Source organism: Novosphingobium aureum (assembly GCF_015865035.1).
In the GTDB taxonomy this organism is placed as follows: Bacteria; Pseudomonadota; Alphaproteobacteria; order Sphingomonadales; family Sphingomonadaceae; genus Novosphingobium; species Novosphingobium aureum.
This window is the reverse complement of sequence record NZ_JADZGI010000002.1, coordinates 22,419-34,479: the sequence shown is the minus strand read 5'-3', so window position 1 is coordinate 34,479 and position 12,061 is coordinate 22,419. Positions and strand designations below refer to the sequence as shown.

Here is a 12,061-nt window from a genome sequence, read left to right as displayed (position 1 = left end):
GTCCACAGCTGGACGATTTCAAGCGCCTTGCTTTCAGATTTGCAGACGCGTGGCAACGAAGCCGCCCGTGCCTTTCCCTTCAGGGACAGGCTCGAGGCGGTTTTTTTGTGTGCGCGTCACGGACGGAGACGGGACGTGAATGCACCGATGAACTTCGCGAATGGGGGGCTTCCCGGCGGCAAGCGCGAGAAGCTGGTGGTGATCGGCAACGGCATGGCGGGCTGCCGCGCGGTGGAGGAAATCCTCGCCCGCGATCCGGGCCGCTTCGAGGTCACGATCTTCGGCGCCGAGCCGCGCGTGAACTACAACCGGATCATGCTTTCGCCCGTTCTCGCCGGCGAGAAGACTTTCGACGAAATCGTCATCAACACCAGCGAATGGTATGCCGACAACGGCATCACGCTCGTTTCGGGTGACCGCGTCGATCACATCGACCGCGCGAACCAGACCGTCGTCGCCGCTTCGGGTCGCACCGAGCCTTACGACAAGCTGCTCATCGCCACGGGTTCGGAACCCTTCATCATCCCGGTTCCGGGCAAGGACCTCGAAGGCGTGGTCACCTTTCGCGATCTCGACGACGTCGACAGGATGCTCGCAGCCGCCGACAAAGGCGGCAATGCGGTCGTCATCGGCGGCGGCCTGCTCGGGCTCGAGGCAGCGCACGGTCTCTCGCTGCGCGGGATGAAGGTCACCGTGATCCATCTCATGCCAACGCTCATGGAGCGCCAGCTCGACGAGGCTGCGGGCTACCTACTCAAGACCGAGCTGGAAAGCCGCGGGCAGACCATCCTTACTGGCGCCAACACCAAGGAAGTGCTCGGCAAGCAGGGCAAGGTTACCGGCGTCCTGCTCGAGGACGGGACCGAGATTCCTGCCGACATCGTCGTCATGGCCGTCGGTATTCGCCCCTCGACCGGGCTGGCCAAGGCCGCCGGGCTGGACGTCGAGCGCGGCATTCTCGTCGACGATCACATGGTCACCTCGGACCCGGCGATCCTCTCGGTTGGAGAATGCGTCCAGCACCGGGGCCTGTGCTACGGCCTCGTCGCGCCGCTGTGGGAAATGTGCCGCGCACTTGCCGATCACGTCACCGACCGCCCGACCGGCTATGCGGGTTCGGTGACCTCGACCAAGCTCAAGGTCTCGGGGATCGACCTGTTCTCCGCCGGCGATTTCTCCGGTGCACCGGGGCCCGACGGCGAGCCTTGCGAGGACATTGTCATGCGCGATGCCTCGCGCGGGATCTACAAGCGCGTGATCGTGCAGGGCAACAAGGTCGTGGGCGCGGTGCTCTACGGCGATACCGCCGATGGCTCGTGGTACTTCGACCTGCTCAAGAAGGGCGAGGACGTCTCGGACATTCGCGAGGCACTCATTTTCGGTCAGGCCTTCGCGTCCGGGGGTGCGCTCGCGGACCCTAATGCTGCCGTTGCGGCCCTCTCGGACGATGCCGAGATCTGCGGGTGCAACGGCGTCTCCAAGGGCCAGGTCGTCTCGTGCATCAATGACGGATCGCACTCGCTCGATGCCGTGCGCTCGACCTGCAAGGCCTCGGCCTCGTGCGGCTCGTGCACCGGACTGGTCGAGAGCCTGCTCTCGCTGACGCTGGGCGGCGAGGTCGAGAGCGGACCGAAGACCTTGTGCAAGTGCACCAGCTTCACTCACGACGACGTGCGCGCGCTGATCCTCGAGAAGGAGCTCAAGCTGATCCCGCAGGTAATGCAGGAACTGCACTGGTCGACGCCCGACGGCTGCGCCTCGTGCCGCCCTGCGCTCAACTACTACCTGCTGTGCGCATGGCCGGACGAATACGAGGATGACCAGAAGAGCCGCTTCGTCAACGAGCGCATGCACGCCAACATCCAGAAGGACGGCACCTATTCGGTCGTCCCGCGCATGTGGGGCGGGCTCACCAACCCGCGCGAACTGCGCGCGATCGCAGACGTGGTCGAGAAGTACGACGCGCCGATGGTCAAGGTTACCGGCGGCCAGCGGCTCGACATCTTCGGCATCAAGAAGGAGGACCTGCCCGCGGTCTGGGCCGACCTCAACGCCGCCGGGATGGTCTCGGGCCATGCCTATGGCAAGTCGCTGCGCACGGTGAAGACCTGCGTCGGTTCGGAATGGTGCCGCTTCGGCACCCAGGATTCGACCGGGCTCGGCGTCCAGATCGAGCGCATGACCTGGGGCTCGTGGATGCCGCACAAGTTCAAGATCGCGGTCTCGGGCTGCCCCCGCAACTGCGCGGAGGCGACGATCAAGGACTTCGGCGTGGTCTGCGTCGACAGTGGCTACGAACTGCACATCGCGGGCAACGGCGGCATCAAGGTTCGCGCCACCGACCTCCTTTGCAAGGTCGAGACCGAGCAGGAGGCGCTCGACGTGTGTGCTGCCTTCATCCAGCTCTACCGCGAGGAGGCCCACTACCTCGAGCGCACCGCGCCCTGGGTCGAGCGGGTCGGCTTGCAATACGTCAAGGACCGCCTCGCCGAGGATGGTGCAATCGCCACTTATGCCGCGGCATTCCGCTATTCGCAGCAGTTCATGCAGGACGACCCCTGGGCCCGGCGCGCCGAGGGTGAGCGTTCGGACCTGCACCAGCACATCGCCACCGTGCGCCCGATGGAAATGGAGACCGTATCGTGATCGGAGACTGGCTGGATATCGGGTCTGCACAGCAGATCGAGGCAGGCACTGCGCGCACGCTTCCGGTCGAGGATGCGAGCGGCGCCAAGGTCCGCGAGATCGCGGTGTTCCGCACCATGCGCGGCGAGTTCTTCGCAATCGAGAATACCTGCCCGCACCGGCAGGGGCCGCTAAGCCAGGGCATCGTCCATGGCGACGTGGTGACCTGTCCCTTGCACAACTGGAACATCTCGCTGCGCACCGGCATGGCGCTGGGCGGGGACGAGGGCTGCGTGCCGACGATCCCGCTGCGTGTCGATGCCGGGCGGCTCTACCTCCTGCGCTCTGCCGTGATCGGCTCTGGCAACCAGGCCGAGGCGGCCTGAGCGCATGGCGCCGATCCGTACCACCTGCGCCTATTGCGGTGTCGGCTGCGGTATCGTGGCCGAGGTCTCTGGCGGTGACGATCGGGGGGTCGTGATCGCCGGAGACCGAAGCCACCCGGCGAACGGCGGGCGGCTCTGCTCGAAGGGCACGCACCTTGGCGAGACCGTCGGGCTCGAGGGGCGGCTCCTGCACCCCGTGGTCGACGGTGCGCGCACGGACTGGGACGGGGCGCTCGACGCCGTCGCGCACAGGATGCGCAAGGCGATCGACGAGCACGGTCCCGAAAGCGTCGCTTTCTATGTCTCGGGCCAGCTCCTGACCGAGGACTATTACGCGGCCAACAAGCTGATGAAGGGTTTCATCGGCACCGGCAACATCGACACCAATTCGCGCCTGTGCATGGCGAGCGCGGTCGCCGCCTACAACCGTGCCTTCGGCGAGGACGTGGTGCCTTGTTCCTACGAGGACCTCGATGCCGCAGACCTGATCGTGCTGGTCGGCTCCAATACGGCATGGTGCCACCCGGTCGTGTGGCAGCGCATCGAGAAGACGCGTGAGCGGCGCGGCACGAAGATCGTGGTGATCGATCCACGCCGGACCGAGACGGCCGAGCAGGCCGACCTCCACATACCCGTAGCACCCGACGGCGACGTCGCGCTGTTCAATGCCCTGCTGGCGCGCATGATGGCGCTGGGCATGCATGACCATGCCTTCCTCAACGGGCGGGTCGAGGTCGATCCCGACTTCTGGACCGGGCTCGATTGCGATCCGGGGATTGCGCCCAAGCTGTTCGAGCAGCTGTGCACGCTGGTCGTCGCCCATCCGCGCATGATCACGCTGTTCTCGCAAGGCTCCAACCAGTCGGTCGCGGGTACCGACAAGGGCAACGCGATCATCAACCTGCATCTCGCGACGGGACGCATCAACCGCATCGGGGCAGGCCCGTTCTCGATCACCGGCCAGCCCAACGCGATGGGCGGCCGCGAGGTCGGCGGGCTCGCCAGTACGCTGGCGTGTCACCTCGGGTTCTCCGAGGACGAGCGGCGCGACGTGGCCGCGTTCTGGAAGGCGCCGCAGCTGTGCTCCGGGCCCGGTCTCAAGGCGGTGGACATGTTCCGCGCGGTTCACGAGGGCAAGATCAAGTTCCTGTGGGTCATGGCGACCAATCCGGCGGTCTCGATGCCCGACAGCGGCTTCGTGCGCGAGGCGCTTGCGCGCTGCGAGACGCTGGTCGTCTCCGACGTGATCGCTGGGACCGACACCGCGCGCCATGCCGACATCCTCCTGCCCGCCGAAGCCTGGGGCGAGAAGGACGGCACCGTCACCAATTCCGAACGCCGTGTCTCGCGCCAGCGTCGCCTCTTCGCCAGTCCCGGCGAGGCCCGCGCCGACTGGCGCATCATCGCCGGGGTCGCTGCCCGCATGGGCTGGGAAGCGGCCTTCGACTGGCCCAATGCTGCCTCGGTCTTCCGGGAATATGCAGCGATGACGCGGCTTTCCGCAGCGCGCGGCCTTTGCCTCGACCTCACCGCGCATGCTGACCTCTCGGACGAGGCCTACGAGACGATGCAGCCGTTCCAGTGGGGCGGCGAACGTCCGCTGGCATGGCGCTTTCCGCGCCCCTCGGGCAAGGCGCGCATGGTCACGGTGCGTCCTTCGGCGCAGAGCTTCGACCGCGCCTTTCCGCTGCGGCTCAACACGGCGCGCTACCGCGACCAGTGGCACACCATGACCCGCACAGGCCTTTCGGCGACGCTCTCGCAGCATCGCCCGGAACCTTTGCTCGAGGTTCACCCCGCCGATGCCGCGAAGGACGGATTGCACGACGGGGGGCTCGCAAGGATCGTGACCCGGCAGGGCAGCGCGGTCTTTCGCGTGATGGTGAGCGAGGGACAGCGCCGCGGCGAGATCTGCGTGCCGATGCACTGGGCCGATGCGATGAGCGGGGAAGGGCGCGCCAATCTCCTTCCCGGCCAGCAGGTCGACCCGGTCTCCGGCCAGCCCGGTTTCAAGAACAATGCCGCGCGCGCGATGCCGCTCACGCCCGACTGGCAGGCCTTTCTCGTGTTGCGCGAGGCAATCGAGCCGCATGGTCTGCTCTACTGGACCCGCTCGAAGGTCGCCGCAGGCTGGCTCTACGAACTTGCCGGCGAGGGCAGTGTCGATCTCGATGCACTGCTTCCCGAAGGCGAGCGGCTCGAGGTTGCCGACTTCGCGCGCGGCATGCGCCGCATCGCGGTGCGCGGCGAGGATGGCGTGCTGCTCGCGGCGGCCTTCCTGACGCGCAAGGGGCGCCTGCCGCAGCGCGCCTGGGTAGCGGGCCAGCTTGGCCTCGATGAGGCAAGCGCCTGCGAACTGCTCGCCGCGCGCCCGAGCACGCCGCAGCCCGATCGCGGTCCGATCGTATGCGTGTGCCATGGCGTCGGCGCGAACGACATCACGGCAGCGGCCGAAAGTGGCGCCGACACCGTCGCGGCAATCGGGTCCTGCACCCGCGCCGGGACCAACTGCGGCTCGTGCCGCCCGGCCATCGCCAAGTTGCTCGAGGCATGTTCAAACACGACAAGGGAGCCTGCGGAATGATTGCCCCCCATCATGACGATTTCCCCGAGGGTTCGGTCTGGCTGGTCGGGGCTGGTCCCGGCGATCCCGAACTGCTGACCCGCAAGGCCGAGCGGCTGATCGCTTCTGCCAGCGTGATCTTCCATGATGCGCTGGTCGGACCCGAAGTGCTCGCACTTGCACCGCGCCGTAGCCGCAAGGTCTATGTCGGCAAGCGCTCCGGGCGCCATTCGAAGGAGCAGAAGGCAATCGATGCGCTGATCGTCGAGGCCGCGCTTGCCGGTGAGCGGGTGGTGCGCCTCAAGGGCGGCGATCCCTCGATCTTCGGTCGCTCAACCGAGGAGCTCGACGCTTGCCGTGCTGCGGGCGTAGCGGTCCGGGTATGCCCCGGCGTTACCGCGGCGAGTGCGGCTGCGGCAGGGCTCGGGGCCTCGCTCACCCTGCGCGGCCTCGCGCGCAAGCTGACCTTCGTCACCGCGCATGCCCGGGCGGGCGAGGAGCTGGTGCTCGACTGGGAGCGGCTCGCCGATCCCGAAGCGACGCTCGCGGTCTACATGGGCAAGGCGGCTGCGGGCCAAGTCTCGGCCCGCCTGATCGAGGCCGGGTTGCCGGCTACCACGCCCGTCGCTCTGGTCGAGAATGCGAGCCTGCCGCAAGAGCGCACTTTCCACACCCAGCTCTCGCTGCTGCCGCTGGCCGCGCGTACCGCGCTTGGCGATGGTCCTGCGCTGCTGCTCATCGGCGAGGCGCTGCGTCAGAGCGAGGCGCCAGCCGTGTCGCTCGCGGCGCAGCGCGGAACCAGCTTGCAAGAATTGTGAAAGACTTCTGAAATCATTGATGTCTAGGGCTGCACTCGCCACCGGAGCAGCCTTGCTGCAACGGTACCGGTTCGTCCCTTTTGGGGGAGTGGGCGAACGGGGCGAGGCCGGCCCGGCGTTTCACCGAGTGCGTGGGCCGGCCTTGCTCGGCATCGCCCCCGTGCGGCGCGCGCCTCAGTCCCCTGTGGTCCCCGATCGCGCACGGGCCATTCCCACCACTTTGCGCAGGCCCGCCATGTCGACCACGCCGGGTACGAGGTATGGTCCGACCAGCATGCCCGGGGTGCCGGAAAGGCCCAGCATCGTTGCGTAGAGGTCATTGCGTCCGAGCAGACCTTCGATATCGTCCTTGTGCAGCTTGAGGTCGGACTGGAGGCGTTTCCAGTCGACCCCTGCGCGCGTGGCGGCGGCGCGGATGTCCTCGGTGCCAATTCGTCCCGAAATCTGCATCAGCGCTGCGTCGAAGGCCTTGTGCTTGCCCTGATAATTGGCGGCGATGGCGGCCTTGGCCGCATCGACCGAGCCCTGGCTGAGGATCGGCCAGTCGCGATAGACGACGGTGACCTTCGGGTCTTCCTTGAGCAATTGCTCGAGCATCGGGTGCAGCCGCCTGCAATAGGGGCACTGGTAGTCGGAGAAGAGGACCAGAACGACGTCACCCTTGCGCGCGCCGCGCCGCGGGGCGACAGGATCGTTCTGGATCTGCGCACGGGCGCTGGCTCCTTCGCTCGCCTGCGCTTTCGCCTCGGAGGGGAACGGCAGAACCAGCGCCAGAACCGACAGGCCAAGAATCATTGATATGGCGCGCACGATGATCGGCGCAGAGTTGCCGGTATCGCGCTTGCGCCGTGCGAATGTGATCATCGTCCGATCCTCGAAGACTGCCAGCGATCTGGCCGGAGCTGCGCTGCCTAGAGCAAAGCTAGGCGCGCCGAAAGCCGGCATTCGCCGACTTGAGCACCCCGGCTTCATCGCGCCGGGTCATTAGGCCCGCTGTTAGTATTCGTTAATTGACTTGCAATAATTCTATTTTGGTTGTGATCTCTTCGTATGAGACGACTTGTTGAAGATCGTGACTGGATTGTTCCAGCTTTGGCGTTGACCGGAGCTGTTGGAACTTGTGCAATTGCAGCGACTCCGAGCTACTTGTTTCTTTTGCACGCAACGAGCACCCCGATAGGTTGCTTTATCATCGCAACGGTGATTTGCTCGATCTGGGCGACTTGGCAAGTCATCCTTGCCCGTCCTGTGTCCCCCTTGCGAGAGATGTGGTCCATTATCTCGCGCCATCGCTCTGGCATCGGACACTTGACCGGGGTCGTTCTTGTAGCAAGTCTTGGTCTCATGGTCTTTACGTGGACCAAATCAATGCTCAATTTCCATGTCGTGTTCTGGGCTGATAGGGCGCTTGCCGAACAAGACAGGGCTCTGTTCTTGGGGCATGACCCATGGACATTATTTTCGTGGATGAATTTTCGTTATGTCGGGCATGTCTATCACCGGTCCTGGTTTGTAGCGATCATCGGGACACTACTGGTTGCCGCTAGTGCCCCTCGCTCTCCAGAGAGGTCCGCGATCATGTTGCATTACTTTGTGCTGTGGCTTGTGATCGGACCGGTCATTCACATGCTCATGCCCGCGGTTGGCCCGATTTTTTACGAGCGCATGGGTTACGGCAATCGCTTTGCGGGACTAGTGGTGGATGAGGAGACGGCACGCATAGCCGACTATCTTTGGACAACCTACCAAGCAAAAGGCTCCCTGCTAGGAAGCGGCATCTCGGCGATGCCTTCTCTGCATGTCGTGATGTCGACGTGGATCGCGATCACGGCGCGGGTAATCGCTCCCAGGCTGTTTCCGTGGGCAGTTGCATATGCCATGTTGATTTTCGCGCTCTCGATCTCGCTGGGCTGGCACTACGCGCTAGATGGAATTGTAGGGGCTTCCGCCGCGATTGTTAGCTACCTACTGCTACGCAGCATAATGCGTCGCAAGCACTCGACCGAGTGCAGTGCTCTACCGGTGCCATCCTGACCATTCCTTGAGGCACGGCAGGAATGAAGGTGCGTGCGCTGATCAATCTCAAATTGCGTAACTGAGAAGAGTCCGTAAGTGATTTTTCCAGTAATACGACGCTCCGAGACTGCCAAGTCCTTCACATCACGTAAGCCTTTATCGACAACACGAATTGCACAGGTCGGCGGCTGAAGGGGATTGCGGTGAGCAACGAAAGGATAAGATCCGCATTGGCGCTCAAACGCCCGACCTATCGGGGAGCTACTATGGCAACATGCTGCTGATTTTGGAGAAAATCTCAACAAAATCAGCAGCCGGTGGCGGAGACGGAGGGATTCGAACCCTCGGTACCCTGATAGAGTACGGTTCCTTAGCAGGGAACTGGTTTCAGCCACTCACCCACGTCTCCGCAAGCGGCTCAGAGCGCGCCCTATAGCCATGGGATTCTCAGGCTGCAAGGGGCGCAATGCAGCAAATTTTGTTTTAGGGCCCCGCGCCATGCACGACTCCGGATTCTTCCGCGATTCGGCCTGCCGCAAAACCGACTCGGTCCATCGCCCGTTCATTGCGAGGTCAGGCGCGGTGGACTCTTTTCGGCAGTCAGCATCCGTGCGCCCGGGGGGCGTGTCCAAGAGGTTCGCAAGAGGGCGAGGAGGCCCAGATTCAATGTCGGTGTTCAAGCAGACCAAGGGCCAAGCGCGCCTGACAACGCTGGTGGCCGCTGCGCTGGCCGTGCTCACGCCGATCACAGGCGCTCATGCGCAGGTTCAGACCGTCGATCCCGATGCGGCGATCGACGGGGACCTCAACGGTGGCGACACCAGTTTTCCGGCACAGTCGGGGGCACAGGCCCAGTCTTCGGCGCAAGGCCAGTATCCTGCACAGACGTATCCTGCACAGACTCAGTATCCCGCACAGACGCAATACCCTGCGCAGACGCAGTATCCGGCCGAGCAGCAGGACGTGCCCGAGGGCTATGGCACTTCAAGTGCGGGCAACGGGATGCCGGTCGAATCGGGCTCGCAGACCTATCAGGGCGCCGCGACCGCAACGGCGCGGCAGGCCGATGACACGACCTACCACGAGGACGATCTGATCGGCGCGGCCGAGGGCGTATTCGGCAAGGGCGCGCAGGGGCTTGCGGACCTGATCAAGGACCTGCTCAAGAAGCAGGGCGAGCCCAACGGCTACATCGTCGGGCGCGAGGCGGGCGGCGCCTTTGCGGTGGGCGTGCGCTACGGTTCGGGGACGCTGTTCCACAAGGTCGAGGGCGAGCGCCCGGTCTACTGGACGGGGCCCTCGATCGGTTTCGATGCGGGCGCCAACGCGGCGAGCACCTTCGTGCTGGTCTACAACCTCTACGACACTGACGACCTCTACAAGCGCTTCGGTGCGGGCGAGGGGCAGGCCTACCTGATCGGTGGCTTTAACGTCAGCTACCTGCGCCGCGGCGATACGGTCCTGATCCCGGTTCGTGCGGGTGCCGGCCTGCGTCTGGGCGCGAACATCGGTTACATGAAGTTCTCGGAGAAGCAGCGCTGGCTGCCTTTCTGACGAGCCGGTAACCGCTCCAAAGCAAGATCGGGCGCGCCTTCACCACGAAGGCGCGCCCGATGCTTTTGCGGGCTCGTGCGCTGCGCGCAACAAAGTTGCAAGATCGGCTGTTGCGCAAATTCCGGGCTCGGAGTAATGGCCGCGCGCCATGCTTACCAATCTTCAGCAACAGCCCGCCGACGCGCTTCTTGCGCTGATCAAGCTCCACAACGACGATCCGCGCGCAGACAAGATCGACCTCGGTGTCGGCGTCTACCGTACCGGTCAGGGCGAAACGCCCGTCTTCGGCGCCATCAAGGCGGCGGAGAAGAAGCTGGTCGAGACGCAGGATTCGAAAGCCTACCTCGGCCCCGAGGGCGACATGGGCTTCGTCCACGCGCTGATGCCGTACATCTTCGGCAAGGCGAATCCCGACATGGACGGTCGGATCGTGGGCATGCAGACCCCGGGCGGCACCGGTTCGCTGCGTCTCGCGCTTGCCATGGCGCAGCGCGCGGGCGTGAAGCGGATCATCGTCGGCAAGCCGAGCTGGCCCAACCACAACCAGATCTGCAAGGATCTCGGTCTCGAGGTCTTCGAGTTCAACCATGCCGGCGAGGACGGCAAGGTCGACATGGACGCGCTGCGCAGCGCGCTGGCCGCAGGGGGTGAAGGTGACGCGGTGCTGCTGCACGGCTGCTGCCACAACCCGACCGGCATCGACTATGCGCCCGCCGACTGGGACGAAATCGCCGCAATCCTTGCCAAGAGCGCGGTGCTTCCGATCATCGACCTTGCCTACCAGGGCCTCGGCCAGGGCATGGAAGAGGATGCCTACGGTCTTCGCCGCGTCCTCGGCGCGGTGAGCGAAGCTCTGGTCTGCTATTCGTGCGACAAGAACTTCGGCCTCTACCGCGACCGTGTCGGCGCGCTCTACGCGGTGGCCAAGGATCCGGCAGAGCTGGGTGCGATCATGTCGAACGGCCATGCTCTCGCACGCGCCAACTGGTCGCAGCCGCCCGATCATGGCGGCGCGGCGGTGCGTGTGGTGCTCGAGGACGAGACCCTGACCGCGCAGTGGCTCGACGAGCTAGACCAGATGCGCGAGCGCATGCGTCAGGTGCGCGCGCGCCTTGCTGAGGCAGGCAAGACCGGTGGCGTCGACCTGACTGCGCTGGGTAGCCAGAACGGCCTGTTCTCGATCATCCCGTTCACGCCCGATCAGGTACAGGCGATGCGCAAGGAACACGGCATCTACTTTGCCGGTTCGGGCCGCATCAACGTTGCCGGACTGACCACTGGCAATATCGAGAAGTTCATCGCTGCCGTCGCGCAAGTGACCGGCTAAGGCAAATCACCGAGGCCTTGTGAAGCGCGCCGACCGGGCGGTTTCGCAAGGCCAGGCTGGTGACTGACTTACCAAAAAGGCCAGCCGGAGCATGATGCCCGGCTGGCCTTTTTCGTGCCTGCTGACGCGTGAACCGCGGGGCGATCAGCTCTTGAGCGACTGCATGCGCTGCAGGTAGCGGGCAAGCACGTCGATCTCGAGATTGACCGCGTCCCCGGTGCCCATCTGGCCGATCGTCGTGACCTCGGCGGTGTGGGGGATGATGTTCAAGGTGAAGTGGCATGCGCCCGAGGGCTGGTCCTCGACCTCGTTGACGGTCAGCGAGACGCCATCGACGGTGATCGATCCCTTTGCGGCGATGTAGGGCGCGAGCTCAGCGGGCGCAGCGACGACGAAGCGCTTCGAATCGCCGACGGGCGTGATCGAGACGATCTCGCCGATGCCGTCGACATGGCCGGTGACGATGTGGCCGCCCAGTTCCTCGCCCAGCTTGAGCGCGGGTTCGAGGTTGAGCTTGCGGCCCTGTGCCCAGCGGCCCGGAACCGTGCGTGAGACGCTTTCGGCCGAAATGTCGACCGCGAACCAGGCGTCGCCTGCCACGCCGCCCTTGTCGACCACGGTCAGGCACACGCCCGAGCAGGCGATCGAGGCACCCATCGAGATGCCTGCGGGATCGAACGGGCAGGCGATGACGCAGCGCAGGTCGCCGCTCTGGCGGCTCTCGCGAATTTCGCCGACGGCGGTGACGATACCGGTGAACATGACCTGACCT

9 protein-coding genes and 1 tRNA gene are annotated in these 12,061 nt (G+C 64.9%); 7 read left to right on the top strand and 3 right to left on the bottom strand.

Going from position 1 to position 12,061, the window contains the following annotated elements; genetic code table 11:
• Positions 1–147: 147 nt before the first annotated feature.
• The 4 genes from nirB to cobA are packed head-to-tail and all read left to right on the top strand — an operon-like array spanning position 148 to position 6,392.
• A complete protein-coding gene (gene nirB / locus I5E68_RS13405; RefSeq protein WP_197164918.1) occupies positions 148–2,646 on the top strand; it encodes a nitrite reductase large subunit NirB in 2,499 nt (832 codons plus the stop codon).
• Entirely contained in the window at positions 2,643–3,011 is a 369-nt protein-coding gene (nirD, locus tag I5E68_RS13400) for a nitrite reductase small subunit NirD (RefSeq protein ID WP_197164916.1), read from the top strand. The genes nirB and nirD overlap by 4 nt, the downstream gene beginning before the upstream one ends.
• Positions 3,012–3,015: 4 nt before the next feature.
• A complete protein-coding gene (locus I5E68_RS13395) occupies positions 3,016–5,595 on the top strand; it encodes a nitrate reductase (RefSeq protein WP_197164915.1) in 2,580 nt (859 codons plus the stop codon).
• Entirely contained in the window at positions 5,592–6,392 is an 801-nt protein-coding gene (cobA, locus tag I5E68_RS13390) for a uroporphyrinogen-III C-methyltransferase (RefSeq protein WP_197164914.1), read from the top strand. Before I5E68_RS13395 ends, cobA begins: the two co-directional genes overlap by 4 nt.
• A 174-nt stretch (positions 6,393–6,566) precedes the next feature.
• On the opposite strand, the gene I5E68_RS13385 is transcribed toward cobA, so the two are convergent.
• Complete coding sequence (locus I5E68_RS13385; protein ID WP_197164913.1) at positions 6,567–7,256, bottom strand: DsbA family protein; 690 nt, start codon at positions 7,254–7,256, stop codon at positions 6,567–6,569.
• Positions 7,257–7,442: 186 nt separating this feature from the next.
• Between I5E68_RS13385 and I5E68_RS13380 the strand changes: the two genes are divergently transcribed.
• On the top strand, positions 7,443–8,426 hold the full coding sequence (locus tag I5E68_RS13380) for a phosphatase PAP2 family protein (RefSeq protein ID WP_197164912.1): 984 nt from the start codon (positions 7,443–7,445) through the stop codon (positions 8,424–8,426).
• Positions 8,427–8,726: 300 nt separating this feature from the next.
• Here I5E68_RS13380 and I5E68_RS13375 read toward each other — a convergent pair.
• Positions 8,727–8,817 (bottom strand) — tRNA-Ser (locus I5E68_RS13375).
• 257 nt (positions 8,818–9,074) lie between these two features.
• On the opposite strand from I5E68_RS13375, the gene I5E68_RS13370 reads away from it, so the two are divergent.
• On the top strand, positions 9,075–9,962 hold the full coding sequence (locus I5E68_RS13370) for a DUF1134 domain-containing protein (protein WP_197164911.1): 888 nt from the start codon (positions 9,075–9,077) through the stop codon (positions 9,960–9,962).
• A 148-nt stretch (positions 9,963–10,110) separates the two neighbouring features.
• The gene (locus tag I5E68_RS13365; protein ID WP_197164910.1) at positions 10,111–11,289 is read left to right on the top strand and encodes an amino acid aminotransferase; all 1,179 of its coding nucleotides are present in this window, start codon (positions 10,111–10,113) and stop codon (positions 11,287–11,289) included.
• Positions 11,290–11,433: 144 nt separating this feature from the next.
• Here I5E68_RS13365 and I5E68_RS13360 read toward each other — a convergent pair whose 3' ends face one another.
• Positions 11,434–12,051, bottom strand: coding sequence for a riboflavin synthase (locus I5E68_RS13360; RefSeq protein ID WP_197164908.1), 618 nt, complete (start codon positions 12,049–12,051; stop codon positions 11,434–11,436).
• Between the last annotated feature and the right edge of the window lie 10 nt (positions 12,052–12,061).